Genomic DNA, 26,732 nt, shown 5'->3' on the forward strand with positions numbered 1-26,732 from the left:
CCCGGGGCAGCCCGGCGGACCGCATGACCTGCCGCCCGGCCTGTCCGGTGCGGCTGCTGCTGGGAGAATCATCGATGAGCACCATCGTCGTCGTCGAGGACGAAACGGCGATCGCCGAGCTGATCGCGATCAATCTGCGTCACGCCGGACATGAGGTGACACTGGCCGCGACGGCCGAACAGGCCCAACGCGAGATCGACGCACGCCTGCCGGATCTGGTCGTGCTCGACTGGATGCTGCCGGGGCAGTCGGGTATCGCGCTGGCGCGGCAGTGGCGCGCCGACGCCCGCACCCGCGAGCTGCCGATCATCATGTTGACCGCTCGCGGCGAGGAGAGCGACAAGATCGCCGGCCTCGATGCCGGCGCTGACGACTATCTGACCAAGCCGTTCTCGACCAATGAGCTGATGGCCCGCATTCGTGCGGTGCTGCGCCGCAAGGCGCCCGAGGCGCTGGACGAGCAGGTGGCGGTCGGAGTGCTGCGGCTCGATCCGTCGACCCGCCGCGTGGCCGCCGGTGAGCGCGAGCTCAAGATGGGGCCGACCGAGTTCCGTCTGCTGCACTATCTGATGACGCATTCGGAGCGGGTGCACAGTCGCGCCCAGCTGCTCGACCGGGTCTGGGGTGACCATGTGTTCATCGAGGAGCGCACGGTCGATGTCCACGTCAAGCGCCTGCGCGAGGCGCTGTCGCCCGGTGGCTGCCAGACCATGATCGAGACCGTGCGTGGCGCTGGCTATCGCCTGACCCGACAGCCCGTCGCACCGGCGGCCGGCGGGTCCGAGCCGATGGCCGACGGCAACGGTTTCGTCCGTTCGGCTGCGGCCTGAAGCAGCGGCGATGGTCTGGTTGTTGCCGCGTCTGCTGCTCACCCTGCTGGCCATGGCGGCCGGCGCCCTGCTGGGCGATCGACTGGGCCTGCGGCTCGGGCACGAGCGCCTGGGATGGTTGGTGGGTGCGGCCATCGGCGTGAGCGCCGCCTTCGCCGTCGATGCCCTGCGCGTGGCGCGCCTCATGCGCTGGCTGCGCAGCACCTCACCCGAGGCCACTGCGCCGCGCAGCCCGGGCTTCTGGGGTGAGCTCGGCTATCGCCTCGAGCGCAGCCTGCGTGCGCGGGATCGTGCCTTGGCCGCCGAGCGTCAGCGTCTCGACGATTTCCTTTCCGCCATCGAGGCCTCACCCAATGGCGTGATGCTGCTGGACGATCAGGACCGCATCGGTTGGTGCAACCGGGCCGCGGCGCTGCAGCTCGGGCTCGATGCCCGGCGTGATGAAGGCCAGGCGGTGACCAATCTGGTGCGGGCGCCGGCCTTCGTCCAGCATCTGCAGCATGCGGATTGGCAGCAGCCGGTCACCGTCGTCGTGCGGGGCGGCGAGGCGACCCTGCAGCTCATCTTGCGTGGCTACGGCAAGGGCCAGAAGCTGGTGCTGACCCAGGATGTCACCGAGCGCCTGCGCTCGGAGGCGATGCGGCGTGACTTCGTCGCCAACGTCTCGCACGAGATCCGCACACCGCTGACCGTGCTGGCCGGCTTCGTCGAGACCATGCAGTCGCTGCCGTTGTCGGCCGCCGAGCGGGGCCGCGTGCTGACGCTGATGTCCGAGCAGACCGGTCGCATGCAGGCCCTGGTCAGCGATCTGCTGACCCTGGCCCAGCTCGAGGGCAGCCCGCTGCCGCCCACCGACAGCCTGGCGCCACTGGGCAAGCTGCTGCAGCGCGCGCTGGCCGATGGACAGACCCTGTCCGGTGGCCGCCACCAGTGGCTGCCGCCCGAGCCGGCGCTGACCGACTCGTGGACGGAGCGGGTGGCCATCGCGGGCCGTGAATCCGAGTTGCTGAGCGCGGTGCAGAACCTGGTGACCAATGCCGTGCGCTACACGCCCACGGGCGGGCAGATCGGCCTGGTGGCCCGCTTGCGCGATGACGCCGGTCTGGTGATCGAGGTGCACGACAACGGGCCCGGCATCGCGCGCGAGCACCTGGCCCGTCTGACCGAACGGTTCTACCGGGTGGATCCCAGCCGCGCCCGTGAGACGGGCGGCACCGGTCTGGGTCTGTCCATCGTCAAGCACGTGATGCAGCGCCACGGTGGCGAGCTCGACATCGAGAGCATGCCGGGCAAGGGCTCACGTTTCCGCCTGGTGCTGCCCGCTGCACGCGTGGTGCGGCCGGACGCCGTGGCGGCCGGTGATCAGTCGGCGCCGCGGGCGAAGACCAGCGTCCACTCCTGACGCTCGGTCGGACGGCGCACCCGCGCCAGTTCGTGCCATCCCGCCGCGGCCAGCTCGGCATGCAGCGGCTGTGGCGTGTCCGCCGACTGGCGCCAGACGATCACGACGCGGGAGCAGGATCCGTCCAGGCTCTGGCTTCGGGCGTCGACGCGCACGCGGCCATGCCACTCCAGTGCCGCCACCAGCACCGGCGTGCCCTGCGGTACCGCGACACAGGCGCGCGACGAAAGGTCGAGGTGGGGGCGCAGGGCGTCCACCAGCGGCCGGTTGCTGCGTGCGTAGTCCAGCCAGGGCAGCCACAGGGTCATCAGCAGCGTCCAGGACAGGCCGACGCCGCCGGCGGCCAGCACCAGGCTCTTCCACAGGACCGGCGCGTGACGACCGATGCGCCAGCGCACCAGCGCCGCCCACGCAAGCGTGGCCACCGCCGCCAGCAACAACGGCAGCCAGGACGCGCGCGGCTCGAAGCCCGGTGTCAACCGGCGCGCGGTGGCCAGCGCCGCGGCAGGTGTGCCTGTCAGCATGCCCAGGTGATAGAGCCAGACCAGCGCGGCCACCAGGGTGAAGGCGAAGACCGAGAACCAGTCGATGGCGGCCGCGCTGCTGCGGCGCAAGGTCGGGAGGGCGAAGGCGGCCAGCACCGCGATGCCGGGCAGGCCCAGCAGCAGCGCCGACTGCGCGCCGTTCATCGCGGCACTGGCCAGCAGGGCCAGGCCGAGCACCAGCAAGGGCAGGGCCAGCGGCCACTGCAGCAGTTGCTGCCGCCAGCGCCAGACGCCCCAGGCGCCCAGCAGCCAGGTCGGCCACAGGAACCAGGCCCAGAGCTTGACCAGATCGCCGATGTCCGGCCAGCCGCCGATGCGCCAAGCCCAGCCATGCAGTGGCCAGGCGGCGATGGCGGCCAGCACGGCCGACGCCAGCAGCCAGGGCTGCAGCGCGCGGCGTTGCGGCGTCCAGCACAGCAGCATGCTGCCGCCGACGAGCAGGCCGGCCAGCGTCGGCGCACCGCAGGCGGCCAGTGCCGGCAGGCTGCACAGCAGCCCGATGCGCGCGCCGGCCCGCCCGTGCAGCGCAGGCGTCGCATCGCCCGGCCGGCGCGGTGTGGCCGCAGCCGCCAGCGCCCATTGCCAGCAGGCGATGGCGGCCAGCTGGGCCAGTTCGGGGGTGGTCTCGTGGCCGGGCTGCAGCAGGCCCAGCGTGGCGATCAGTGCCAGCAGCGCGCCATCGGCCAGGGCTGCGGCGTAGTCGTGGCGCGGTGGCTCCCCGCCGAAGGCCAGACGCAACGGCTGGGCGGCATCGGCGCTGGCCAGGTGGAACGTCGCGCGCCAGACGGCCAGCAGCGTCAACGCCAGCAGCGCCGTGAACGGCAGCCGGGCGGCGAGCGCCGGGTCCAGCCAGCCCTGGCCCAGCTGGATCGCCCAGGCGCCGATCCAGTGGGGCAGGGGCGCCGCGTGGGTGCTGATTCCGCCGAGCATCGGCGCCAGCCACGGGCTGCGCCCCTCGGCCAGCGACAGCATCTGGGCAAAGGCCACCAGATCCGCACTGCGCCAGGGATCACGCCCGAACAGCCCTGGCAGCAGGTAGGCGGTGCACAGGGCCAGCAGGGCCCAGCGCGGCAGACGCCGCACGGCCTCGCGTGTGACCAGGGCGGGATTCGGAGACAGCGGCATCGGTGTGGCGGTCATGCGCCGGTCATCCGGCGGACGGGCATGAAAAAGGGCAGCCGAAGCTGCCCTGATGCAGGGCGCGGGCCGCAGCCACGCGCCGAAGGAGCCGCGGAAGGCTCAGGCCGACTTCTTGGCCAGACCGACGCGGGCGAACTTGTTGCGGAACTTCTCGACGCGACCGCCCAGGCTGTCCACGCTCTTCTGCGTGCCGGTGTAGAACGGGTGCGTTTCGCTGGTGGTTTCCAGCTTCACCAGCGGCAGCTCGCGGCCGTCGTCCATCTTGACCGATTCCTTGGTCGAGACGGTGGAACGCGTCACGAACTTGAAACCGTTGGACTGGTCGACGAAGCAGACGTCGCGGTAGTTGGGATGGATGCCGTCTTTCATGGTCACGCTCTGGGCTGTGCGGGAGCCACGCTGCACCATGCAGCGCACTTGCCGATGTAAAACACGAGATTATAGCGTCTGGCCGGCACCTTGCGGTGCACGGCCGTTTGCCGGGCGGCTTGCGGCAGCCCGGCGGTGCCACCTCAACCGCCTCGACGCATCATGTCGAAGAAGTCGATGTTGGTCTTGGTGGCCTTCATCTTGTCGAGGACGAACTCCATCGCCTCGATCTCGTCCATGTTGTAGAGCAGCTTGCGCAGGATCCAGGTCTTCTGCAGGATCTCGGGCTTGAGCAGCAGCTCTTCGCGGCGGGTGCCGGTCTTGTTGATCTGGATCGAGGGGTAGACGCGCTTCTCGGCCATGCGGCGATCCAGGTGGATCTCGCAGTTGCCGGTGCCCTTGAACTCCTCGTAGATCACCTCGTCCATCTTGGAGCCGGTGTCGATCAGCGCGGTGCCGATGATGGTCAGCGAGCCGCCTTCTTCCACGTTGCGGGCCGCGCCGAAGAAGCGCTTCGGGCGCTGCAGGGCGTTGGCGTCCACACCGCCGGTCAGCACCTTTCCGGAGCTGGGCAGCACGTTGTTGTAGGCGCGGGCCAGGCGCGTGATCGAGTCCAGCAGGATGACCACGTCCTTGCCCAGCTCGACCAGACGCTTGGCGCGTTCGATCACCATCTCGGCCACCTGCACGTGGCGTGCGGCGGGCTCGTCGAAGGTCGAGCTGATGACCTCGCCGCGCACGGTGCGCAGCATCTCGGTCACTTCCTCGGGCCGCTCGTCGACCAGCAGCACGATCAGGTGGATCTCGGGATGATTGGCCACCAGCGCGTGCGCGATGTGCTTCATCATGATCGTCTTGCCGGTCTTGGGCTGCGCGACGAGCAGCGCCCGCTGGCCCTTGCCGATCGGCGCGATCAGATCGACGATGCGACCGGTGACGTTCTCTTCGCCCTTGAAGCCGTCACGTTCGAGCCTGAACTGTTCCTTGGGGAACAGCGGGGTCAGGTTCTCGAACATGATCTTGTGCTTGTTCTCCTCGGGGGTCAGGCCGTTGACGCGGTCGACCTTGACCAGCGCGAAGTAGCGCTCGCCGTCCTTGGGGACGCGCACCTCGCCCTCGATGAGGTCGCCGGTGTGGAGGTTGAAGCGGCGGATCTGGCTCGGCGAGAGGTAGATGTCGTCGGTCGACGCCATGTAGCTGGTGTCGATCGCGCGCAGGAAACCGAAGCCGTCGGGCAGCACTTCGAGCACGCCGTCGCCGAACACCTGTTCGCCGGCCTTGGCGCGCTTTTTCATGATGGCGAACATCAGCTCCTGCTTGCGCAGGCGAGCGACGTTGTCGATCTCCAGCGCCTCGCCCATCTTGATGAGCTCGGAGACGTGAAGCGCCTTCAGTTCGGACAGATGCATGTCGGGTATCACCCTGGGGGTAGGCCGGGGGTGGTCTTGCCAGGACCACCGGACCGGTCACACGGCCACGCGGCCGTCCTGTGGAGACCCACGCCGGATCGGGCGCAGGAACTGCGAGTGCATGCGGGGCCGCGGCGGCACAGGCCGGCGTGGCTCGGCGGTCCGACGATGGGTCGGGCCGTCACACGACTTCAGGGCAGGACGGGGGGAGGGGCCGGGACCACGCGGCGCGGTGCCAGGGTCCGGGGACCCTGTCGCTTTCACGGACCGTACCCGGGATGAACCTGGATCGCGGCGCGCGGCGGCGTGGTGGCAATCGGCGGGCGGAGAGGTCCGGAGCCCCGTGGCTCAGAATGTCAGTCCGCCCGACCTGGGCATTATAGGGCAGCTGCCGGGAGGCTCAGCCCACGTTTGCGGCGATGAACGCGGCCAGTTGTGCCTTGGACAGGGCGCCGACCTTGGTGGCGGCCAGCTGGCCGTCCTTGAAGATCATCAGCGTCGGGATGCCGCGGATGCCGAACTTGGCCGGCACTTCCCGGTTCTCGTCCACGTTCATCTTGGCGATGACCACCTTGTCGCCCATCTCCTTGGCCGTCTCGTCCAGGATCGGGGCGATCATCTTGCACGGGCCGCACCACTCGGCCCAGTAGTCGACCAGCACCGGGGTGCTGGACTTCAGCACGTCAGCCTCGAAGCTGGCGTCGGTCACGTGCTTGATCAGGTCACTGCTCATCGTTCTTCCTTGTGGCAGGGGGTCCGCGGTGCGACGGTCTGTCCGCTCCGTTCTGAGAGGAATTCTGGCACAAGCCCTGCAACCCCGATGGCGGCCGGGGCGTGGGCCTGAATTGGTCCGGCAGCCCGGTCGTGATCGACGGTTCGGGGCTGCCGTGCGGCCGTTCCAATCGTGGGGGAGCGTGACCGTGTGCAGGTCCGCGGGCCTGTCATGCCTGCGGCGCACGGCCCCGCGCAAGCCGCATCACCCTCATGAGCGTCCCTCCTTCGTCTTCCACGTCGGGTGCCGCGCCCGCATCGCCGGGTGCCCTTGCCCGGTTCGGCCACTTCCAGTTGCTGCGGGTGGTGGGCCGCAGTGCGCAGAGTGTGCTGTGGCTGGCGATGGAGGATGGGCAGGACCAGGAGTTGTGGCTGTTGGTGGCCGCCCGGCCCTTGCCCACGCCCGCGGCGCTGCAGCAGTGGCGAGAGATCGCGGGCCGCGCGGCCCGCACCGCCCATCCGGGGCTGGCCGATGTGCGGGCCCTCGGGGCCGAGGGTCTGCTGCCCTGGCTGTGTTATGTCCGCGGCGAGAGCGTGACGCTGTCCGAGATGATCAGTCCGTCCGGGCTGCCGCCGCGAGAGACCTTGCGTGGACTGCCGCAGGTCCTGCAGGGGCTGGGCGTGGCCCACGACGGGGCGTTGGTCCACGGTGACCTCCAGCCCTGGTCGCTGGTGCGGGATGCGCAGGAACGCTGGTCGCTGCTCGGGCTGGGGCTGTCGTTCCAGGCGCAGGCCCAGGCCGAGCTCGAGCGTGGCTCCGACGAGCGCCAACGCGCGGTCGATCACGATCTGCTCTCCCTGGGGCTGTGTCTGCACTGGGCGCTGTGCGGCCGGCCGGCCCTCGCCGAGCCCGACATCGGCGCCGCTGCCGCCCGCCTGCCTCCGCGCGGACAGGAGTCGGTGCGGCTGCCATGGCGCGAGGATCTGCGGCTCGATGAGCCGCTGCGTACCTTGGTCGACCGTGCCACCGCTCGTCAGCTCCGCCAGCGCTACGGCAATGCGCGCACTTTCGAGCAGGCGCTGGGGGCTTGGCTGCGGGGCCATGGCGGGCCGGATCTGCTGCCGCTGCTGCTCGACCGGGTGCGGCAGGGAGGACTGCTGCCTTCCCGGCCGCAGCAGACGCGTCTGCTGGAGCGGCTCGATCTGCTGGCGCCGACGGCCCGGATCGAGCAACTGGCCGAGCAGCTGATCGAGGACGAATCCCTGACGCTGGAGCTCCTGCGGCAGGCCAACCAGGCCGGCATGCGTGGCAGTCTGGGGGAGGGCAGCGGCACCATTCTCACCCTGCGTCGGGCGGTGGCCCTGATCGGTACCGATGGCGTGCGGCGGGCGACGCGGGGGCTGCGTGCCTGGCCCGGCCAGCTCGATGCCGATGCCGCCCAGACCTTGCAGGCCGCGCTTCATCGGGTGCGTCAGGCCGGCGTGCTCGCGCGGGCCCTGAGGCCTGCGGGCTACGACGCCGAGTTGGTGACGGTGCTGGTGCTGCTGCAATCGCTCGGCCTGCTGGTGCTGCTGCACCATCTGCCGTCGCCGATGCAGCAGGTCCGGCGCTTGATGCAGCCCGGCGGCGGGGAGGACGGTGAGCCGGCCCGAGCGCCGTTGGGCGAGCGGGCGGCCGCGCTGGCGGTGCTGGGTTTCGAGATCGATCAGGTCGGCCTGGCGCTGCTGCGGGCCTGGGGCTTCGATGTCGCGGCGCTGTGGATGGCGCGCCCGCTGCCGTCCGACGCCCTGCCGCCGCGGCGCGACCGTGACGTCGATCTGCTGCGCGCGACCGCCAGCTGCGCGCTGGAGCTGGTGGTCCACGAGGGGCAGCCCTGGGCGCTGCAGGTGCAGGGTGTGCGTCGCGTCGAGCAGCGCTACGGGCGTCTGCTGGGGGTGGATGAGCCGTCCCTCCTGCGGGCATTGGGCGAACTCTCGCCCCGGCGCGATCTGGCGCCAGAGGCCGCTGGCGTGGTGGACTCGATCCCGCCGTCGCTGACGGATTCAGCCGTTCCAGCGGATGCCGCGGAGGGGCGCAACGCACCACCGACATCTGACGGGCTGCAGCCGCCTGCCGGTGTGAAGGAGTCGGGCGGTGGCCTGGCCGCCGCACTGGCGCGGCGGCAGCGTCCGGTCGACGGCGATCCGCCCGGACGTTGATGCGATGAGGGGTGGGCGCTGCCGGGGCGGCGGTGCGTGTCTTGCGACCCGCTGGCGGGTCACGGATGCATCACGGTGGTGGATGCTGACGGGCCGTCTGGTCAGCCGGCACCAAGGTCGGCTGAGGGTGACGAGCCTGAACCTCGGCACTGGTCACAACGGTTGGGGCTGCTTCGTTCCCGACCTGACCCGGTTGGCCGCGCTTCCATGCGAGGGGGCCCGTCACGGCGTAGTGTAGTGCATGCGCGCGGACATTCCGCGCCGCGTGTCAGTCCGCCGTGTCGAACAGCCGTGTCGTGCCGTCCGCGTCCTCGCGCAGCGTGCCCTGGCGCTGCAGCACCTTGACGATGCGGCTGACCATCTCGCGCGAGGCGCCGACGGTGTAGGCCAGCTCGGTGCGGTTCAGCGGCTTGTTCAGGATGCGGCAGCCGTCCGCCGGCGAGCTGATCGCGTGCAGGTGGCTCAGCACGCGCGCCTTGACGTCCTGCAGCGCCAGCGAGGCGATGCGGTGGTTCGCGTGGCGCAGGCGCTGGACCAGGCTGTGGGTCAGCAGCTGCGTCAGTTCCGGTGACTGCGCCATGCAGGTGAGGAACTCGGCGCCCGGCACGATCAGCACCTTGCAAGGCGTGATGCAGCGTACGGTGGCGGCGTGCGCCTCCCCGTCGATCAGGCCGAGTTCGCCGATGTGCGAGCCGTACTCGAGCACGTCGTAGAGCACGTCGCGTCCGGTCGGGCCGGTGCGGGTCGCATAGGCTCGGCCGGACAGGAAGATGTAGAGCGCATCGTCGCGCTGGCCCTGCAGCACCACCCGCTCGCCGCGGGCGAAATGCTGGATCTCGGATTGAGCGGCCAGCCGCGAGCACAAGGCGTCCGACAGCGGCTTGAGCAGCGGCAGTCCGCGCAGCATCACGATGTTGGGTGCGATGCCGCGGCGGCGGCGCGTGGTCGGCGGCAGACCGACGGCCGGGGCGCTGCCGATCTCGCCGATCGGCAGCGGGACGGGCATCGGATGCGGCGGCGCGTCGGCCAGGGAGGCTGCGGAGAGGTTCTGGAGCCAGGTCATGCTAATGGCACCCTTCAGGTACGTCGGCATCGACCGAGGCAGTGGCCGTGGCGGGCGGCGCGGGGCGCGCCGTTGGTCGTCCACATAACGATCCACCTGAGTGGCGTATCGGCAGCAGGCGCATCGGATGTACCGACTGACCAGCCTGCAGCTCCGAGAAGTCAGGCGGTCAACCGGGACATCCCGGACGGCGTCGCTCCCTCGATCGACGGCAGTCATGCTAGGTCATGACTCTGCCGCTCATGAATTGTTACAGACCTTCAGGCTTGGGGGGCGCCCGTCACCAACCGGTCATGCGAGCCGGGCCTTGGGGGCCGGCCCGCGCGAACGCTCAGCGCAACTGCAGGTCGTCGTCGCCGAAGCGGATGCCCAGCGGCTCGATCAGCAGCTGCTTCGGGCCGGCCTCGACCTGGCCGGCGATGCGTGCGCCGATGCCCAGGCCCTGCGCGATCTCGACCGTGCGTTGTGCGTCCTCGGGGGCCATGAACAGGGCGAAGCCGGCGCCCATGTTCAGCGTCGAGTAGGCCTCGCGGTCGTCCTGCTGGGCGTGCTGCTGGATGAAGGCCAGCACGGGGGTGACCGGCGGCACGGTGTGGATGCGGTAGGTCAACGTCGCAGGATGGCGCAGCAGCTTGCGCCAGCCGTGGCCGGTGATGTTGGCGCAGTAGTGCGGCACGATGCCGGCCTGCCACAGGGCTTCGGTCACCGGCGAGTACAGCACGGTGGGCGCCAGCAGGGCCGCACCGTAGGTCAGGCCGGGATGGTTGACCGGATCGATCTCGGTCAGCCAGCCCTCGGGCAGGCGTTCGACCAGCTTGCGCGCCAGGCTCAGGCCGTTGGCATGGATGCCGCTGGAATCCAGCAGCACGATGGCATCCCCGGCCTGCAGCCGATCGCCGACCGACAGCCGCTCCTTCGGATTGATCAGGCCGGTGCAGGAGGCGGCCAGATCGATGCGGCCACCCTCGACGATGCCGGCCAGCGCCGGCGTCTCGCCGCCGCCCCAGGCCACGTTGCAGACCTCGCAGGCCTTCTTCCAGCCGGCCACCAGGGACTGGGCACGCTGGGCGTCGCCGAACCAGTCCGAGCCACCGGCGGCCCAGTAGGCCTGCACCACCAGCGGCGTGGCGCCGACGGTGATCAGGTCGTTGACCGCCATCGCGATCGTGTCCTGGGCGATGCCGTCGTACCAGCTGCGGCCGGTCAGCGTGGCCATCTCGTCGGCGACCAGGGCCTTCGAGCCCAGGCACTCGACGATCGAGGCGATGTAGAACGGACCCACGTCGACCACGTAGGCCGATTCGCCACGCGAGGCGGCGACCTCGGTGAAGCCGTGGCTGGCCAGGTGCGAGGCGGTGGCCGCCGCGGCGCGCTGGGCACTGACCTTCAACGGGTCGATCAGGTCGTAGTTGACCCCGGCCTGGTCATAGGTCAGCGTGCCGGACGTCGGTGCGGAAGAAGAGCTCATGGCGCGATTATCGGCGAGCGCGGCGCAGGGGCTGTCGCCGCGGGCGTGGCCGGCCGGCCGGCGGCCCCGGGCGCCCCGGGGCGGCCCCGTAGAATGCGGCGCCATGAGCGATCTCGTCCTGGCCCGCAAGTACCGGCCCCGCAGCTTCGAGCAGATGGTGGGACAGGAGCACGTGGTGCAGGCCCTCGGCAACGCGCTCGGCAGCGGCCGCCTGCACCATGCCTACCTGTTCACCGGCACCCGTGGCATCGGCAAGACCACCGTCAGCCGCATCCTCGCCAAGAGCCTGAACTGCACCGGACCGGACGGCAGCGGCGGTGTGACCGCGCAGCCCTGCGGCGTCTGCCAGGCCTGCACCGAGATCGACGCCGACCGCTACATCGACTACATCGAGATGGATGCCGCCAGCAATGGCGGCAAGGACGAGATCCGCGACCTGATCGAGCGTGCCGCCTACAAGCCCAGCGTCGGCCGCTACAAGGTCTTCATGATCGACGAGGCGCACCAGCTGTCGAAGGACGCCTTCAACGCGCTGCTGAAGACGCTGGAGGAGCCGCCGGCCTACCTGAAGTTCGTGCTGGCGACCACCGATCCGGAGAAGGTGCTGCCCACGGTGCTCAGCCGCTGCCTGCAGTTCAACCTGAAGCCGATGGCGCCGCAGACCGTGCACGAGCACCTGCAGCGCGTGCTCGAGGCCGAGGCGATCCCGACCGATGCCGGCGCGCTGCGTCTGCTCGCGCGGGCGGCGCGCGGGTCGATGCGCGACGCCTTGTCGCTGACCGACCAGGCCATCGCCTACGGTGCTGGCCGGCTCGAGGAAGCCGGCGTGCGCACGATGCTGGGCACCGTCGACCGCAGCCATGCGGCCACGCTGGTGCAGGCGCTGGCGCGGCGTGACGGGCCGGCACTGCTGGCCACCGTCGACGCCTTGCGCTCGGCCGGCCTGTCGGCCGCCGGCACGCTGGAGGAAATGGCGCGGCTGCTGCAGCAGATGGCCGTCGAGCAGGCCGTGCCGGATGCGCTGGATGCGCAGGATCCGGACACCGCCTCGGCCCGCCAGCTGGCCGCCGAGCTGCCGCCCGACGAGACGCAGCTGCTCTACAGCATCGTGATCCACGGGCGCGCCGAGTTGAGTCTGGTCAGCGATGACCACGCGGCCCTGACGATGGTGCTGCTGCGCATGCTGGCCTTCCCGTCGCAGCGCTCCGGCGAGGCCACGGCGCCGCCTGCCGCCCCGGTGCCGGCGCGTGCGGCCCCGCTGGTGGCCTCGCCGGCGCTGGCCCGTGCCGAGGTGCCTGTGCCGCCGGTCGTGCCGTTGCCGTCCCTCGCGCCATCGATGCGGGCAGGCGCAGCGCCCGAGGCCGGACAGCCGCCGAGCCGTCCGACGCCTCCGGCCGATCCGGTCCACGCCCGCGCGCTGTCCGCCCGTGAGCCCTCGCCGCTGGCTGCCGAGGGCCCGGATCCGCAGGCCGATCCGGCCCATCCGCCGTCCCGCAGCGCACCGCAGGCCGACCCGTCGCGCGCCGCGATGGCGGCACGCTCGCCTTCGCCCGCCGTCGGCGAAGCGGTACCGGCCGAGGCCCGTGCGCCGGGCCACCGGCCCGACGCCGAGCCGCCCGCGCCCGACGCCGGCCACGGCCATGGCCATCCCTCGGCATCGACGGCCACGGTCGACACGCGCGGCACGGCCGTGCCCGGCTACCGCGGGCCGCGGGTGCCGCTGACGGCCACGCGTCCTGCCGGTGTGCCGTCGCCGGCTCCGGTGCCGGGCCGGCGTTCCGTTGACACGCCCGGGGCGCCGGCGCCCCGGCCGGTGCCGGTCGCTGCCGTGAAGCCGGCGCGGGTGGAGGACGACGGCCTGCCGCCCTGGCTGGACGACGAGCTGCCGGCAGCCGCCTACGACGGCCAGGACGCGGCGCTGGAGGACGACACCGATGCCCGGCCGGCGTCCTCGCGTGCCGCAGGCGTGCGCCGCGCACCGGCAGGCGCCCGCAGCGATGCCGTGCCCGCAGCCGCGCCGCGTGCGCCGCTGCGCACCGAGCGACGCCATGACGAGCCGGCCCGTTCTGCTGCGCCTGCTGCGGCCCGTCCGGTACCGGACGACGCCGGTGCCCCGCGGGCGTCCGCCGTCGAGCGTGATGCGTCCACTGGCGACGAGTTGGCCGAAGGCGCTCCGTCCGTCGGGGGTGTCCGCGGCGTCGCGGCGGCACAACCGGCCTGGGAGCCGACGCCGCTCGGCGAGCGCTGGAGCGCGTTGCTGCGCCCGGTGCTGGCCACCGGCAGCCTGGTCGCCCTGGCGCGCGAACTGGCGGTCCAGGCTGAACTGACGGCCGTGTGGGCCCGCGATGACGGTGCGCCGGGCCAGATCTGGACCCTGCGCGTCGAGCGTGAATCGCTGCGCAGCAGCGCCGCCCTGCGCGACAAGCTCTGCACGGTGCTCGGCGAGGCCTGCGGCGAGCCGGTCGAGCTCGAACTGCTGGCCGGCGTGGCGCAGGATTCGATCGCCCGGCGCGACGCGGCCGCCCGCGCGGCGGCCCAGCGTGCGGCCGAGGCCTGCGTGCAGGCCGACGAGGTCGTGCGCGTGTTGCGCCAGACCTTCCGCGGCGCACGGGTCGTGCCCGGCTCCATCCAGCCCGAGGCGCCCGGTCCGGCCAGCGCCGTTTGACACCGCTGATGCGGCGTGCGGCCGGCGGCCCGTGCCCCGGCCCCCGGTCCGGCCGTCGCCGCGATGGGGCCGCGCGGCGCCCCGATTTCCAGTCCACCACCCCACGGCCGCCACCCGCTCCGGGCCGGCCTGACACGAGGAACCCACGATGCTGAAGAACCAACTGGCCGGCCTGATGAAACAGGCCCAGGCGATGCAGGACAACCTGAAGAAGGCCCAGGAGGAATTGGCCACCATCGAGGTCACCGGCGAGTCCGGCGCCGGCCTGGTCAAGGTGCTGATGACCTGCAAGCACGACGTGCGCCGCGTGACCATCGACCCCAGCCTGCTGGCCGACGACAAGGACATGCTGGAAGACCTGGTTGCGGCCGCGATGAACGATGCCGTGCGCCGCGTCGAGACGACGACGCAGGAGAAGATGGGCCGCCTGTCCGCCGGCATGCCCAACATCCCGGGCCTGAAGTTCCCGTTCTGAGCCCGCATCCGCAGCGCCGGAGCGGCCGATGACCGAACGCCGGCTCGAGGGCCTGATCGAGGCGCTGCGGCGGCTGCCGGGCGTCGGGCAGAAATCCGCCCAGCGCATGGCCTATCACCTGCTGCAGCACGACCGCACCGGCGCCGAGCAGCTGGCCGCGGCGCTGCAGTCGGCCGTGCTCGGCGTGCAGCACTGCAGCCGCTGCCACACCTTCACCGAGGCCGAGGTCTGCGACCTGTGCCTGGATCCGCAGCGCGATGCGCGCCAGCTGCTGGTGGTCGAATCGCCGGCCGACTGTGCGGCGATGGAGCGCAGCGCCAGCTACCGCGGCCTGTACTTCGTGCTGATGGGCCGGCTGAGCCCGCTCGACGGCGTCGGCGTGGACGACATCGGCCTGCAGCCGCTGCTGGCGCGGGCGGGTGACGGCGTGGTCCAGGAGGTGATCCTGGCCACCAGCTTCTCGGCCGAGGGCGAGGCCACGGCCCATGTGCTGGGCCGGCTGCTGAAGGCGCGGGGGCTGACGGTCACCCGCCTGGCGCGCGGCGTGCCGGCGGGCAGCGAGCTCGAGTACGTCGATCTGTCGACGCTGGCGCACGCGCTGCACGACCGGCGCTGAAGGGCCGGTCGGCCCCTCCCTGGCGCTCCGCGCTCAGTTGTGCGCCACCCGCGTGCGCTGTGGCTTGTCCTGGGCCTCGGCGCGGCGCTGCGCCGTGTTGGTCGGGGTCTTGGCCTTGGTGGCATCCCGCCGCGAGGCGACCTCGGTGGCCCGGGGGCGTGCCGCCCGGGCCGTTTCGCGGGCGCTGCCCTTGCCGGCGGCGATCTTGCGCCGCGGTTCGCTGGCCTCGCGCCCGCCGCTGCGGCCCGCGGCGTCGGCCACGCGGCGCGTGCCCTTGGCGTTCGCGCCGCGCCGGTCCTCACGCGCGTCGCGTGCTTCCCGTGCGGCCAGTGCCGCGCTGCGGCTGTCCCGGGCCTTGTCGCGGGCGGACGTGCGTCGGTCGTCGGCGTCGTCGTCGCGGCGGGCCGTGGCGACCGGCAGTGGCGCATTGGCCGGCACCAGCACGGTGACGGTCGTGCCGCGGGCGAAGCGGCCGTTGATCCGCGTGTTGTTCCAGCGCGCGACCTGCTCGGCGTTGAGCCGGTAGCGCTTGGCCACCGCCTGCACCGTGTCGCCCTTGCGGCCGGCCACGAAACGCACCCGCTTGACCGGCGGAATGTCGGGTGCCAGGGCCAGCGCGGCGTTGTCGGCGACCTCCTCGGTCACGTCGCGACCGCGGCGCGGGTCGCGCGGCACCAGCAGCACCGAGCCCGACTTGACCAGCATGCGCGGCGGGATCGCGTTGACCTCGCGCAGCCGCTCCTCGCTCATGCCGACCTCGTGCGCGGCGTCGGCCGTCTTCATCGTCTTCGGCGCGACCCAGGCCGTCCAGGTGGCCAGGGCACCACGGTGCGCCGACATCGCCTTGACGAAGGCATTCGCGTTGTCATAGGGCAGCAGCACCTGCGGCGTGCCGGCGGCCAGGATGACCGGCTTGTTCATCTGCGGGTTCAGGTGCTGGAACTCGTCGAGCGGCAGCTGGGCGAAGCGCGCGGCCAGCTCGATGTCGATGTCCCGCTCGATGGCCACCGAGACGAAGTACGGGTGATTGCGCAGCGCGGCCAGCTCCAGCCCGAAGTCCTGCGGCCGTGAGACGATGTTCTTGACCGCCTGCAGCTTGGGGTAGTAGTTGCGCGTTTCCTCGGGCATGCGCAGGCTCAGGTAGTCGGTCGGCAGGCCGGCCTCCTGGTTGCGCTTGATCGCGCGTTGCACATTGCCCTGGCCCCAGTTGTACGCGGCCAGTGCCAGCCGCCAGTCGCCGAACATCTGGTGCAGGCGGCCGAGGTAGTCGAGGGCGGCGCGGGTCGAGGCCAGCACGTCACGCCGGTCGTCGCGGAACAGGTTCTGGCGCAGGTCGAAGTCGCGGCCGGTGGCGGGCACGAACTGCCACATGCCCGACGCCTTGGCGGTCGACATCGCGCGCGGGTTGAACGCGCTTTCGATGAAGGGCAGCAGGGCCAGCTCGGCCGGCATGCCGCGCCGCTCGACCTCGCCCATCACGTGGTACAGGTAGCGGCCACCGCGCTCGGTCATGCGGGAGACGTAGTCGGGGCGGCCGGCGTACCACTGCTCCCACTTGCGCACCAGCGCATCGTCCTGGTCGGCGATGGCGAAGCGCTGGCGCACGCGGGCCCAGAGGTCGCTCTCGGCGGCGGCGCTGTCGAGGTCGAGCGCGGCGTCGGGCTGCAGCGCGTCGAGGGCCAGCGGCGCGCCGGCCATCGCGGGCTCGGCCGTGCGGGTGGCGGGTTGGGCCGATGCGGCCACGCCGCCGCTGAGGCGGCCTGCGTCCGGGCTGTCCCAGGGCGGTGCCAGGCGCTCGCCCTGTCCGGCGGCACCGCGTGCACGGGCCACGGGTGCGGGGGCCACGGCCGTCCGGCCTTCGGCGTCGACGGCCGGTGCGGTGGCGGGGGCGGGCGGGGGCGCGGCTCGGCTGGGGGTCAGGTAGGCGGCGCTGCGTTCAGGCGCAGGCGTCAACTCGGCCAGCGGGGCGCAGGCACCCAGGCCGGCGCTGAGGGCGAGCACCAGCGCGCGCAGGCGCCAGCCATCGCGGTGGCCGGTGGTGGTGGTGGATGGCCTGCCGGCCTCCAGGGAGCAGGGGTGGGGCGGCTGGCTCATCGGAACCGGTTCTTCCATGTCCGCAGCGCGGCCAGAACGGCGGGCGCACTGTCGTCGGTGGCACCCTGGGCGCGGGCCGCGGCGATGACCGCCGGCTGTCCGCAGCGCAGGAACGGGTTGATCGCGCGCTCGCGCCCGATCGTGGACGGCAGCGTCAGCTGCCCCTGCTCGCGCCGCCGCTGCGCGTCATCCAGCGCGGCGGCGATGTCCGGGTTGTCCGGTTCGACCGCGCAGGCAAAGCGCAGGTTCGAGACCGTGTACTCATGGGCGCAGCACACCTTGGTGGCGTCCGGCAGGGCCGCGAGGCTCTGCAGGGAGTCGTGCATCTGCTGTGGAGTTCCCTCGAACAGCCGGCCGCAACCGGCCGAAAAGAGCGTGTCGCCACAGAACAGCAGCGGCGCCGGATCCGCACCGTCCGCGTGCCCGACGACATAGGCGACATGGCCGGCGGTGTGGCCGGGCACGTCCAGCACGCGCAGGCCGTGGGGCCGGGCCAGGCCCGGCAGGGGCAAGGGCAGGACATCGCCCTGGCTGACGGCCGCGCACGGCTCGTTCAGTGGCTCGCGGGCCGGCATGTAGAGGGGGCCGCGCAGATGGGGGCGCAGCGCGTCGAGGCCGCCGACATGATCGCGGTGGTGGTGCGTCACTAGAATGCCGGCGAGCCAGAGGCCGCGTTGCCGCAGGGCGTCGAGCACGGGCAGCGCATCGCCTGGATCGACGACCACGGCAGCACGGCCGTCATCGAGCATCCAGATGCAGTTGTCGTCGAAAGCGGGCAGTGCGGCGAGGTTCATGACGCGCGAATCAGCAATTATAGAGTTGGGGCCCTGGTGGCTCAGCCCGCCGGGCCGGCGCCTGCTGGCCTGGGAGCAGCAGTGCATGGACCGCACGGTGGTGGACCTGTTCGGCTTCCATGCGCTGCAGATCGGCTTGCCCGAGCTGCAGGCGCTGCGGGCCAACCGCATGCCGCACCGCTGGCTGGCGCTCGACGGCGTGGCGCCGGTGCCTCCTGAGCCGACGATGAGCGCGCCGGCGCTGGCGGCCCCGCGCGAGGCGGTGCTGCGGGCCCATTTCGATGCGCTGCCCTTCGCCTCCGGCACCCTCGATCTGGTCGTGCTGCCGCACACGCTGGAGCTGGCGCCCGATCCGCACGACACGCTGCGCGAGGTCGAGCGCGTGCTGCGGCCCGAAGGCCGCGTGCTGCTGGCCGGCTTCAATCCGCTGTCGCTGTGGGGGCTGCGCCATGGGCTGGGCCGGCAGGCCGGCCGCATCGGTCTGGGCGGCACGCCGCTGCTGCCCGGTGCGGGCGAGTTCATCGGCTACGGCCGGGCGCGTGACTGGCTGCGTCTGCTCGGGCTGGAGATCGAGCGCAGCCAGTTCGGCCTCTGGTCGCCGCCCTGGCACAGCGAGCGCTGGCTGCAGCGCTGCGCCTGGATGGAGCGCGCCGGTGCGCTGACCTGCCCGCGGCTGGGCGGCGTCTATCTGCTGCAGGCGGTCAAGCGGGTGCGCGGCATGCGTCTGGTCGGGCTGGCGCGGCGCCAGCGCGCGGCCTCGGCGCGGGCCGTGCTGACGCAGCGCGCCGCACCGGCCGAGGAGGCGACAATGCGCGCGCCGCAGGCGCTCGACAAGGCAGCGCCGGCCGCTTTCGCTGGAGGACAGACGATTGAGTGAACAGGTGGTGATCTACACCGATGGCGCGTGCAAGGGCAATCCGGGGCCGGGTGGCTGGGGTGCCTGGCTGCGCTGGGGCGCGCACGAGAAGGAGCTGTGGGGCGGCGATCCGTCGACCACCAACAACCGCATGGAGCTGACGGCCGTCATCGAGGCGCTGGCCCTGCTCAAGCGCCGCACGCCGGTGGCCGTCTACACCGACAGCAGCTATGTCAAGGACGGCATCACCAGCTGGATCCACGGCTGGAAGAAGCGCGGCTGGCGCACCGCCGACGGCAAGCCGGTGAAGAACGTCGAGCTCTGGCAGCGGCTGGAAGCGCTGGTGCAGGCGCACGAGGTGCAATGGCACTGGGTGCGCGGCCACAACGGCGACCCGGGCAACGAGCGCGCGGACGCGCTGGCCAACCGCGGCGTCGAGACGCTGCGGCGCTGAGCCTGCACGGGCGCCGTGCCGGGCGCCCTCCGCCGGAACCGGGGTCGGTCCCGGGCCCGGTCAGACCAGGCCGTGGAACGGCCAGACCTCGACGATCTCGCCGGCCGCCACCGAGCCCTGCTCATGGCCGAGCACGACCAGGCCGTTGGCCTCGCTCATGCTGCGCAGGATGCCCGAGCCCTGGGCGCCGGTGATGCGCACATGCCAGCGGCCGTCGGTGCCGGGGCTCAGGATGCCGCGCTGGAACTCGGTGCGGCCCGGCTTCTTGCGCAGCGGCGTGTCGCAGACCGCGTGCAGCGCCGGCAGCGGCGCTGCACGGGCGCCCGACATCGCCAGCAGCGCCTCGCGCACGAAGGCGTAGAAGGTGACCATCACCGCCACCGGATTGCCGGGCAGGCCGAACAGGATGGCGCCGGGCGCGTGGCCGTCGCTGGAGGCTTCCGGGTTGCCGCCGATGCGGCCGATGGCCATCGGCCGGCCCGGTCGCATCGCGATCTTCCAGAACAGCACCTCGCCGAGCTCGCGCATCACCGCCTTGGTGTGATCGGCCTCGCCGACGCTGACGCCGCCGGAGGTGATCACCGCATCGGCATCCCGCGCGGCCGTCGTGAAGGCCGCGCGCAGGGCCTGCGGATCGTCCCGCACCACGCCCATGTCGATCAGATCGACGCCCAGGCGCGTCAGCATGCCGTGCAGCGTGTAGCGGTTGCTGTCGTAGACGCAGCCGTCGTCGAGCGGCTCGCCGATCGAGCGCAGTTCGTCGCCGGTCGAGAAGAAGGCCACGCGCAGGCGGCGGCGCACCGGCACCTCGGCGCAGGCCAGCGAGGCCAGCAGGCCGAGGTCCGCCGGGCCCAGGATGTGGCCGGCCTGCAGGGCCGGCTCGCCGCGGCGCAGGTCCTCGCCGCGCAGGCGGCGGTTGTCGCCGGTGCGCAGCAGGCCGGCCGGGATGCACAGCCGGCCCTGCGCGTCCAGGCGGGTGAGCTCCTGCGGCACCACGGTGTCGAGCCCGGCGGGCATCGGCGCACCGGTCATGATGCGCACCGCCTGGCCGGGGCCCACGGGGGTGTCGAGGCGGCCGCCGGCCAGCACGGTGCCGCAGACCTCCAGCACGGTCTCGCCTTCGGTGCGCAGTGCGTGGCCGTGCAGCGCGTAGCCGTCCATCGCCGAGTTGTCGTGGGCCGGCACGTCGATCGGCGAGACGATGTCGCGTGCGAGCACGCGGCCCAGCGCCTGGCGCAGCGCCACCCGCTCGATGGTGCGCACCCGCGGCACCAGCTCGGCGATGAAGGCGCGGGCCTGGGCCACCGCGAGCGCCTCGGGGTCGTAGCCGGCGATGCGGGCGGCGATCTCGGACAGGCGGGGGGAGGCGGGCAGGTCGCTCATCGGGGTCGGGTGTCGTGCGGGGCGGTGCGCAGGCGAGGCCCGCTCAACCGCCGATGTAGCTCATCTCGATGCGTCGCCGTGCGCCGCCGCCCGCATCGGCGGCCGGCGGCAGGCTGGCGCGCAGCTCGGAATAGCGGTCGTCGCGGCGGCTCCACAGCGCGTCGATGACGCTGGTCAGCGTGGCATCGCTGGCGGCGTCACCGGCCTCGCCACGCAGCAGCGCGCGCAGGTCATGGCCGGACGAGGCGAACAGGCAGGTGTAGAGCTTGCCTTCGGTCGACAGCCGCGCGCGGTTGCAGTCGCCGCAGAAGGCCTGGGTGACGCTGGAGATCAGGCCGATCTCGCCCTGGCCATCGGCATAACGCCAGCGCTGGGCGGTCTCGCCGGGTGCCGTGGCCTCCAGCGGCTGCAGCGGCCAGTGGGCCTGCAGGCGCGCCTGCACCTCGGCCGAGGGCAGCACCTCGTCCATGCGCCAGCCGTTGCTCGCGCCGACGTCCATGTACTCGATGAAGCGCAGCACCGCGCGGCCGCCGTGGCGTTCGCGGAAGTGGCGCGCCATCGGCACGATCTCGTGCTCGTTGGTGCCGCGCTTGACCACCATGTTGACCTTGACCGAGGCGAAGCCCGCGTCGAGTGCCGCATCGATGCCGGCCAGCACGTCGGCCACCGGGAAGTCGACGTCGTTCATGCGGCGGAACACCGCGTCGTCCAGGCCGTCGAGGCTGACCGTCAGGCGCGTGAGGCCGGCGGCGGCCAGGCGGCGGGCCTCGCGCACCAGCAGCGAGCCGTTGGTCGTCAGCGTCAGGTCCAGCGGCTCGCCCTCGGGCGTGCGCAGCGCGGCCAGCATCGCCACCAGTTCGTGCAGGTGGCGGCGCAGCAGCGGCTCGCCGCCGGTCAGCCGGATCTTGCGCACGCCATGGGCGACGAACAGCCGGGCCAGCCGCGTGATCTCCTCGAAGCTCAGCAGCGAGGACTGCGGCAGGAACACGTAGTCGCGGTCGAACACCGCCTTGGGCATGCAGTAGCTGCAGCGGAAGTTGCAGCGGTCGGTCACCGAGATGCGCAGGTCGCGCAGCGGCCGGCCGCGTGCGTCATCCAGCCGTCCGGTGGCTGGCCGCAACACGTCCGGGATCACCGGCACGGCGGCCCGGTGTCGCAGATCGGCCAGTGGAATGATGGTCTCGCCCATGGTGGGTCGATTGTGCCCGTTGTGCCTGTGGCCGCCGTCCTGGCATCGGCCGGTGCCGGCCGGCCCGGGTGTGCCGGCCTGGAACGCAGGCGCAGGGCGCCGGCCGGAGCGCCTCAGCGCGTGGCGGTGGCCGGCCGCGGCGTGGCGGCGGCGCTCAGGTCCGCCCGGCGGGCGCCGTCGAAGCGGCTGGCCCAGTAGGACTGGCGCATGTCCTCGATGCGCACGGCCGCGCCGGTGCGCGGCGCGTGGATGAACTTGCCGTCGCCGACGTAGATGCCGACGTGCGAGAAGGCGCGCTTCATCGTGTTGAAGAACACCAGGTCGCCCGGCTTGAGCTCGGTGCGGTTGATGTCGAGCAGGCCGGCCGAGCGGGCCTGCTCCTCGGCCCGGCGCGGCAGCACCAGCCCGACGCTGTTCTCGAAGATGTGGCGGGTGAAACCGCTGCAGTCGAAGCCCGACTCCTCGGTGTTGCCGCCGAAGCGGTAGGGCACGCCGAGAAAGTTCATCGCCTGCATGACGAGATCGGAGGCCGTGTCGCGCACCGAGTCACGCAGGGATTGGATGGCCGCCACCGACGCACCGAGCGGGCGCAACAGGCCGCTCTCGTTCAGCAGGGACATCACCGGGGTGCCGGGCAGGGCCGGGGCGACGGGCGCCGGCTCGGTGGCCTCGGGCGCCGCCTGGACGGCGAAGGCGGCCAGCAGCAGCGCGGCGGCACCCAGTCGGCGCAACGAAGAAGCTCGCGGCGTGACAGGGTGCGCGAGACCGGCGATGGGAGGGGCGGACTTCGACATCGGCCGCGAGGATAGCAGGCTTTTTTGTGGGGAATTCTTGACGATCGTCGGTGTGGCATCAAGGATCGCCTTGATCGGCTCTTTGGATTGCCGATTTCGACCATCCCTGGAACGTGGGGGGGTCAGGCTGCGTCCAGCCAGCGTCAGTGTGCTGTCAGAGCCTGGGCCTGCAATCACGCTCCAGTCGCCGCCAGGCTGTGGGGACGCATGCCCGTCCGTCAGGCCTGCGCCCCACGTCGGGTCCGGCGAGCCCCGGTCAGCCCAGGAGACAAGCGATGAGCCAACCCGCACCGACCGCCACCGGCGGTCAGACGTATGCCGACTTCTACCGCCGCTCGATCGAGGACCGCGACGGCTTCTGGCGTGAGCAGGCCGCGTTGATCGACTGGGAGCAGCCGTTCGACCAGGTCTGTGACGACAGCCGGGCGCCGTTCGCACGCTGGTTCGTCGGCGGGCGCACCAACCTCTGCCACAACGCCGTCGATCGCCATGCGCTGGCGCATCCGGACCGGGCGGCCCTGATCTGGGTCTCGACCGAGGTCGACCGCGAGATCGTCTACAGCTTCGCCCAGCTGCAGGCCGAGGTCGAGCGCATGGCCGCCATCCTGGTCAGCCAGGGGGTGCGCCAGGGTGACCGGGTGCTGGTCTACATGCCGATGATTCCCGAGGCGGCCTTCGCGATGCTGGCCTGCGCGCGCATCGGCGCCTTGCATTCGGTGGTCTTCGGCGGCTTCGCCAGCCACAGTCTGGCCAGCCGCATCGACGATGCCGAGCCCACCGTCATCGTCAGCGCCGACGCCGGCAGCCGGGGCGGCAAGGTCGTGCCCTACAAGCCCTTGCTCGACGACGCGATCGCGCTGGCGCGGCACAAGCCGGCCGCGGTGCTGATGGTCGACCGGGGGCTGGTGCCCTTCGAGCGCGTGGCCGGCCGCGACCAGGACTACGCGGCCTTGCGCGAGCAGTTCCGTGAGGTCCGCGTGCCGGTGACCTGGCTGGAGAGCAGTGCGCCGAGCTACACGCTCTACACCAGCGGCACCACCGGCAAGCCCAAGGGCGTGCAGCGTGACACGGGCGGCTACTGCGTGGCACTGGCGGCCTCCATGCGCCACATCTATCAGGCCCGCCCGGGCGAGACCTTCTTCTCGACCAGTGACATCGGCTGGGTCGTCGGCCACAGCTACATCATCTACGGCCCGCTGATCAACGGCACCGCGACCGTCCTGTACGAAGGGCTGCCGACGCGGCCGGATGCCGGCATCTGGTGGCAGCTGGTCGAGAAGTACAAGGTGACGGTGATGTTCAGCGCGCCCACGGCCGCGCGCGTGCTCAAGAAGCAGGATCCGGCCTTCCTGACCAGGTACGACCTGTCCAGCCTGCGCTCGCTGTTCCTGGCCGGCGAGCCGCTGGACGAGCCCACCGCCACCTGGATGGCGCAGGCCATCGGCAAGCCGGTGATCGACAACTACTGGCAGACCGAGACCGGCTGGCCGATCCTGGCCGTGTGCAACGGCGTGGAGCCGGCGCCGACCAAGTTCGGCTCACCCGGCAAGGCCGTCTACGGCTTCGACGTGCGCCTGATCGACGAGACCACGGCCGAGGAGATCACCGAACCCGGCCGCAAGGGCGTGATCGCGGTCGAGGGCCCGCTGCCGCCGGGCTGCCTGCAGACGGTGTGGCGCGATGACGAGCGCTACGTGAAGACCTACTGGTCGAGCATCCATGGCCGCACCATGTACTCGACCTTCGACTGGGGCGTGAAGGATGCCGATGGCTACTTCTACATCCTCGGGCGCACCGACGACGTGATCAACGTCGCCGGCCACCGCCTGGGCACCCGCGAGATCGAGGAGAGCATCTCCAGCCACGCGGCCGTCGCCGAGGTGGCGGTGGTCGGCGTGGCCGATGCGCTCAAGGGCCAGGTGGCGGTGGCCTTCGCGGTGCTGAAGGATCCGTCGCGCGCGGCCGGCGACGAGGCGGCACGCGCCCTGGAAGCCGAGATCCTGAAGGTCGTCGATGGGCAGCTGGGCGCGGTGGCGCGGCCGGCGCGCGTGCGCTTCGTCCACGTGCTGCCCAAGACGCGCTCGGGCAAGCTGCTGCGGCGCGCGATCCAGGCGGTCTGCGAGGGGCGTGATCCGGGGGATCTGACGACGATGGAGGATCCGGGCGCGCTGCAGCAGGTCAAGGATCTGGTGCAGGCGGGCTGAGCCCTCCCGCGGTCATCGTCAGCGGCGCGCCAGAACGCCGCGGCGTCTGCTCGGGGACTCCTCCGCCTCCGTCGGCGGGGCTCGACAACGACGAAGGCCGGGCAGATGCCCGGCCTTCTTGCTTTTCGAGGTGACTGCGCCCGCCCCGGCATCGGCCGGGCGGGCGCAGGCCCTGCGTCAGAGCACCTCGGAGGCGTAGTCCGCCAGCCGTGAGCGCTCGCCGCGCGCCAGCGTGACATGGCCTGAGTGCGGCCAGCCCTTGAAGCGGTCGACCAGGTAGGTCAGGCCCGACGAGCCCTCGGTCAGGTAGGGCGTGTCGATCTGCGCCAGGTTGCCCATGCAGATGATCTTGGTGCCCGGGCCCGCACGCGTGACCAGCGTCTTCATCTGCTTGGGCGTCAGGTTCTGCGCCTCGTCGATGATGACGAACTTGTTGAGGAAGGTGCGCCCGCGCATGAAGTTCAGGCTCTTGATCTTGATCTTCGAGCGCACCAGATCCTGCGTGGCGGCGCGGCCCCACTCGCCGGCCGAGCCATCACCCTTGGCCAGCACCTCGAGGTTGTCGTCGAGCGCGCCCATCCAGGGGCCCATCTTCTCCTCCTCGGTGCCGGGCAGGAAGCCGATGTCGTCGCCGACGGGCACCGTCACCCGGGTGACGATGATCTCGGTGTAGCGGCGGTCATCGAGCACCTGGGCCAGGCCCGCGGCCAGCGTCATGAGCGTCTTGCCGGTCCCGGCGGTGCCGGTCAGGCTGACGAAGTCGATGTCCGGATCCAGCAGCAGATTGAGCGCGAAGTTCTGTTCGCGGTTGCGCGCGGTCACGCCCCAGGCGGCGTTCTTGGCGTGCGTGTAGTCCTTGAGCGTGCGCAGCACCGCGGTCTTGCCGGTGATCTCGGTGACGCGGGCGTAGAGCGCGGCCGCGCCCGGCTGCTCCAGGTAGACGAACTGGTTGATCATCAGCGCCGGGACCAGCGGGCCGCTGATGCGGTAGTAGGTGTGGCCTCCCTGCTGCCAGCTCTCCATGGTCTTGCCATGGCGCTCCCAGAAATCGGCCGGCAGCGGCAGCAGACCCGTGTAGAGCAGGTCCGAGTCCTCGAGCGTCTTGTCGTTGAGGTAGTCCTCCGCCGCCAGGCCCAGTGCGCGGGCCTTGATGCGCATGTTGATGTCCTTGGACACCAGCACGACCTCGCGCTCCGGCTGCTGCACGCGCAGGGCCTGCACCACGCCCAGGATCTGGTTGTCGGCCTTGCCCTGGGGCAGGCCCTCGGGCAGCTTGATGTCGATCAGCGTGGTCTGGAAGAACAGCTTGCCGGCGGCATCCTTGTGGCCGGTCTTGGCCAGCGGGATGCCGTCCTTGGGATCGGTGCCGCCGGCCGACTTGTCGAAGGCGGCCAGCGCATCCAGCTCCCGGCTGACCTGACGCGCATTGCGGGCGACCTCGCTCATGCCCTTCTTGTGGCCGTCGAGCTCTTCCAGCGTGATCATCGGCAGGAAGACGTCGTGTTCCTCGAAGCGGAACAGGCTCATCGGGTCGTGCATCAGCACGTTGGTGTCGAGCACGAAGAGCTTGGCCGGGCCGCTGTGGCGCGGCTTGCGGCTGCGCGGGGCGGCCGCCGTGCGCGTGCCCTGTGCCTCGACCTCGACCTTGGGCAAGGGCGGCATCTCGCGCGCCGGGGCCTTGGTCGGCAGGCCGCTGGTCGGACGCGCCGCCGGGGCCGGGGGCGTGATCGCGGGCATGGCGTCGGCCTGCGGGTCGCGCAGCTCCAGGGCATCGCTGGCCGCCTGGGCCTGGGCACGCGGTTTGGCGGCCTTCTTGCGGCTGCTCGGTGCGGCCTGGGCCTCGAAATCGGCGGTCGTCAGCAGGGCGGCCTTGGTGGCGGGCGGCTTGGGCAGGGGCATGAGCGGTCGGTCCGGCTGGATCAGGCGCCCGGTCCGGCCGCAGCACCGGACGCGTGCGCCAAACAAAAAGCCGCCCGGGTTGGCGGGCGGCTTCGGCGGGGCGGAGGCGTCAGACAGGCCGATCCGGAGGGATCCGGTTGCGGGGTGCCTGGGCGCGACAGCATGTGGACCAT

Annotated in this window: 21 protein-coding genes and 1 other RNA gene; 9 read left to right on the top strand and 13 right to left on the bottom strand. The window is 71.7% G+C overall.

Going from position 1 to position 26,732, the window contains the following annotated elements; translation table 11 throughout:
• Positions 1-74: 74 nt before the first annotated feature.
• Both phoB and phoR read left to right on the top strand, forming a co-directional pair.
• Positions 75-830, top strand: a complete 756-nt coding sequence (gene phoB, locus AACH11_RS14645; protein ID WP_341374982.1) for a phosphate regulon transcriptional regulator PhoB — start codon at positions 75-77, stop codon at positions 828-830.
• Between the two features lie 10 nt (positions 831-840).
• Positions 841-2,232, top strand: a complete 1,392-nt coding sequence (phoR, locus tag AACH11_RS14650) for a phosphate regulon sensor histidine kinase PhoR (protein ID WP_341374983.1) — start codon at positions 841-843, stop codon at positions 2,230-2,232.
• Here the strand turns inward: phoR and AACH11_RS14655 are convergent.
• From AACH11_RS14655 to trxA, 4 genes are all read right to left on the bottom strand, one after another.
• Positions 2,193-3,902 (bottom strand): hypothetical protein, encoded by a 1,710-nt coding sequence (locus AACH11_RS14655; RefSeq protein ID WP_341374984.1) that lies wholly within the window; start codon positions 3,900-3,902, stop codon positions 2,193-2,195. The genes phoR and AACH11_RS14655 overlap by 40 nt on opposite strands.
• Before the next feature lie 114 nt (positions 3,903-4,016).
• Positions 4,017-4,286, bottom strand: coding sequence for a type B 50S ribosomal protein L31 (locus AACH11_RS14660; RefSeq protein WP_341374985.1), 270 nt, complete (start codon positions 4,284-4,286; stop codon positions 4,017-4,019).
• A gap of 143 nt (positions 4,287-4,429) precedes the next feature.
• Complete coding sequence (gene rho, locus AACH11_RS14665; protein ID WP_341374986.1) at positions 4,430-5,695, bottom strand: transcription termination factor Rho; 1,266 nt, start codon at positions 5,693-5,695, stop codon at positions 4,430-4,432.
• Between the two features lie 400 nt (positions 5,696-6,095).
• A complete protein-coding gene (trxA, locus tag AACH11_RS14670; RefSeq protein WP_341374987.1) occupies positions 6,096-6,428 on the bottom strand; it encodes a thioredoxin TrxA in 333 nt (110 codons plus the stop codon).
• Between the two features lie 251 nt (positions 6,429-6,679).
• Here trxA and AACH11_RS14675 point away from each other — a divergent pair, with 251 nt between their 5' ends.
• Positions 6,680-8,605 carry an HDOD domain-containing protein gene (locus AACH11_RS14675; protein ID WP_341374988.1) on the top strand — a complete coding sequence of 642 codons (1,926 nt, stop codon included), beginning with the start codon at positions 6,680-6,682 and terminating at the stop codon, positions 8,603-8,605.
• 126 nt (positions 8,606-8,731) lie between these two features.
• On the opposite strand, the gene ffs is transcribed toward AACH11_RS14675, so the two are convergent.
• The 3 genes from ffs to AACH11_RS14690 all read right to left on the bottom strand — a co-directional run bounded on the left by ffs (position 8,732) and on the right by AACH11_RS14690 (position 11,136).
• Positions 8,732-8,829, bottom strand: an RNA gene (gene ffs, locus AACH11_RS14680) — signal recognition particle sRNA small type.
• Between the two features lie 44 nt (positions 8,830-8,873).
• Entirely contained in the window at positions 8,874-9,668 is a 795-nt protein-coding gene (locus tag AACH11_RS14685; protein WP_341374989.1) for a Crp/Fnr family transcriptional regulator, read from the bottom strand.
• A 331-nt stretch (positions 9,669-9,999) separates the two neighbouring features.
• On the bottom strand, positions 10,000-11,136 hold the full coding sequence (locus tag AACH11_RS14690) for an AIR synthase related protein (RefSeq protein ID WP_341374990.1): 1,137 nt from the start codon (positions 11,134-11,136) through the stop codon (positions 10,000-10,002).
• 103 nt (positions 11,137-11,239) lie between these two features.
• Between AACH11_RS14690 and dnaX the strand changes: the two genes are divergently transcribed.
• From dnaX to recR, 3 genes are all read left to right on the top strand, one after another.
• Positions 11,240-13,801 (top strand): DNA polymerase III subunit gamma/tau, encoded by a 2,562-nt coding sequence (gene dnaX / locus AACH11_RS14695; RefSeq protein WP_341374991.1) that lies wholly within the window; start codon positions 11,240-11,242, stop codon positions 13,799-13,801.
• Between the two features lie 148 nt (positions 13,802-13,949).
• Entirely contained in the window at positions 13,950-14,276 is a 327-nt protein-coding gene (locus AACH11_RS14700) for a YbaB/EbfC family nucleoid-associated protein (RefSeq protein WP_341374992.1), read from the top strand.
• A 28-nt stretch (positions 14,277-14,304) separates the two neighbouring features.
• Positions 14,305-14,892 carry a recombination mediator RecR gene (gene recR / locus AACH11_RS14705; RefSeq protein WP_341374993.1) on the top strand — a complete coding sequence of 196 codons (588 nt, stop codon included), beginning with the start codon at positions 14,305-14,307 and terminating at the stop codon, positions 14,890-14,892.
• Positions 14,893-14,925: 33 nt separating this feature from the next.
• Here recR and AACH11_RS14710 read toward each other — a convergent pair whose 3' ends face one another.
• A complete protein-coding gene (locus tag AACH11_RS14710) occupies positions 14,926-16,986 on the bottom strand; it encodes a transglycosylase SLT domain-containing protein (protein WP_341374994.1) in 2,061 nt (686 codons plus the stop codon).
• Positions 16,983-17,780 carry a hydroxyacylglutathione hydrolase gene (gloB, locus tag AACH11_RS14715; RefSeq protein WP_341374995.1) on the bottom strand — a complete coding sequence of 266 codons (798 nt, stop codon included), beginning with the start codon at positions 17,778-17,780 and terminating at the stop codon, positions 16,983-16,985. Before gloB ends, AACH11_RS14710 begins: the two co-directional genes overlap by 4 nt.
• Here gloB and AACH11_RS14720 point away from each other — a divergent pair.
• On the top strand, positions 17,779-18,657 hold the full coding sequence (locus AACH11_RS14720; RefSeq protein WP_341374996.1) for a class I SAM-dependent methyltransferase: 879 nt from the start codon (positions 17,779-17,781) through the stop codon (positions 18,655-18,657). The two genes, gloB and AACH11_RS14720, sit on opposite strands and share 2 nt — an antisense overlap.
• Entirely contained in the window at positions 18,650-19,090 is a 441-nt protein-coding gene (rnhA, locus tag AACH11_RS14725; protein WP_341374997.1) for a ribonuclease HI, read from the top strand. Before AACH11_RS14720 ends, rnhA begins: the two co-directional genes overlap by 8 nt.
• A 60-nt stretch (positions 19,091-19,150) precedes the next feature.
• On the opposite strand, the gene moeA is transcribed toward rnhA, so the two are convergent.
• The 3 genes from moeA to AACH11_RS14740 all read right to left on the bottom strand — a co-directional run bounded on the left by moeA (position 19,151) and on the right by AACH11_RS14740 (position 22,393).
• Entirely contained in the window at positions 19,151-20,473 is a 1,323-nt protein-coding gene (moeA, locus tag AACH11_RS14730; RefSeq protein ID WP_341374998.1) for a molybdopterin molybdotransferase MoeA, read from the bottom strand.
• A gap of 43 nt (positions 20,474-20,516) precedes the next feature.
• Positions 20,517-21,662: a GTP 3',8-cyclase MoaA gene (gene moaA / locus AACH11_RS14735; RefSeq protein ID WP_341374999.1), complete on the bottom strand. Its 1,146-nt coding sequence runs from the start codon at positions 21,660-21,662 to the stop codon at positions 20,517-20,519.
• 113 nt (positions 21,663-21,775) lie between these two features.
• Entirely contained in the window at positions 21,776-22,393 is a 618-nt protein-coding gene (locus AACH11_RS14740; RefSeq protein WP_341375000.1) for a C40 family peptidase, read from the bottom strand.
• A gap of 338 nt (positions 22,394-22,731) precedes the next feature.
• Between AACH11_RS14740 and AACH11_RS14745 the strand changes: the two genes are divergently transcribed.
• Positions 22,732-24,660 (top strand): propionate--CoA ligase, encoded by a 1,929-nt coding sequence (locus tag AACH11_RS14745; protein WP_341375001.1) that lies wholly within the window; start codon positions 22,732-22,734, stop codon positions 24,658-24,660.
• 177 nt (positions 24,661-24,837) lie between these two features.
• Here the strand turns inward: AACH11_RS14745 and AACH11_RS14750 are convergent, their stop codons facing one another.
• Complete coding sequence (locus AACH11_RS14750) at positions 24,838-26,559, bottom strand: PhoH family protein (RefSeq protein WP_341375002.1); 1,722 nt, start codon at positions 26,557-26,559, stop codon at positions 24,838-24,840.
• Between the last annotated feature and the right edge of the window lie 173 nt (positions 26,560-26,732).

This window comes from Pseudaquabacterium rugosum, from assembly GCF_038066575.1.
Lineage (GTDB): Bacteria > Pseudomonadota > Gammaproteobacteria > Burkholderiales > Burkholderiaceae_C > Pseudaquabacterium > Pseudaquabacterium rugosum.

Coding starts and splice junctions, on each gene's coding strand:
- phoB (WP_341374982.1), top strand. CDS start 75: ATGAGCACCATCGTCGTCGTCGAGGACGAAACGGCGATCGCCGAGCTG.
- phoR (WP_341374983.1), top strand. CDS start 841: ATGGTCTGGTTGTTGCCGCGTCTGCTGCTCACCCTGCTGGCCATGGCG.
- AACH11_RS14655 (WP_341374984.1), bottom strand. CDS start 3,902: ATGCCGCTGTCTCCGAATCCCGCCCTGGTCACACGCGAGGCCGTGCGG.
- AACH11_RS14660 (WP_341374985.1), bottom strand. CDS start 4,286: ATGAAAGACGGCATCCATCCCAACTACCGCGACGTCTGCTTCGTCGAC.
- rho (WP_341374986.1), bottom strand. CDS start 5,695: ATGCATCTGTCCGAACTGAAGGCGCTTCACGTCTCCGAGCTCATCAAG.
- trxA (WP_341374987.1), bottom strand. CDS start 6,428: ATGAGCAGTGACCTGATCAAGCACGTGACCGACGCCAGCTTCGAGGCT.
- AACH11_RS14675 (WP_341374988.1), top strand. CDS start 6,680: ATGAGCGTCCCTCCTTCGTCTTCCACGTCGGGTGCCGCGCCCGCATCG.
- AACH11_RS14685 (WP_341374989.1), bottom strand. CDS start 9,668: ATGACCTGGCTCCAGAACCTCTCCGCAGCCTCCCTGGCCGACGCGCCG.
- AACH11_RS14690 (WP_341374990.1), bottom strand. CDS start 11,136: ATGAGCTCTTCTTCCGCACCGACGTCCGGCACGCTGACCTATGACCAG.
- dnaX (WP_341374991.1), top strand. CDS start 11,240: ATGAGCGATCTCGTCCTGGCCCGCAAGTACCGGCCCCGCAGCTTCGAG.
- AACH11_RS14700 (WP_341374992.1), top strand. CDS start 13,950: ATGCTGAAGAACCAACTGGCCGGCCTGATGAAACAGGCCCAGGCGATG.
- recR (WP_341374993.1), top strand. CDS start 14,305: ATGACCGAACGCCGGCTCGAGGGCCTGATCGAGGCGCTGCGGCGGCTG.
- AACH11_RS14710 (WP_341374994.1), bottom strand. CDS start 16,986: ATGAGCCAGCCGCCCCACCCCTGCTCCCTGGAGGCCGGCAGGCCATCC.
- AACH11_RS14720 (WP_341374996.1), top strand. CDS start 17,779: ATGACGCGCGAATCAGCAATTATAGAGTTGGGGCCCTGGTGGCTCAGC.
- gloB (WP_341374995.1), bottom strand. CDS start 17,780: ATGAACCTCGCCGCACTGCCCGCTTTCGACGACAACTGCATCTGGATG.
- moeA (WP_341374998.1), bottom strand. CDS start 20,473: ATGAGCGACCTGCCCGCCTCCCCCCGCCTGTCCGAGATCGCCGCCCGC.
- moaA (WP_341374999.1), bottom strand. CDS start 21,662: ATGGGCGAGACCATCATTCCACTGGCCGATCTGCGACACCGGGCCGCC.
- AACH11_RS14745 (WP_341375001.1), top strand. CDS start 22,732: ATGAGCCAACCCGCACCGACCGCCACCGGCGGTCAGACGTATGCCGAC.
- AACH11_RS14750 (WP_341375002.1), bottom strand. CDS start 26,559: ATGCCCCTGCCCAAGCCGCCCGCCACCAAGGCCGCCCTGCTGACGACC.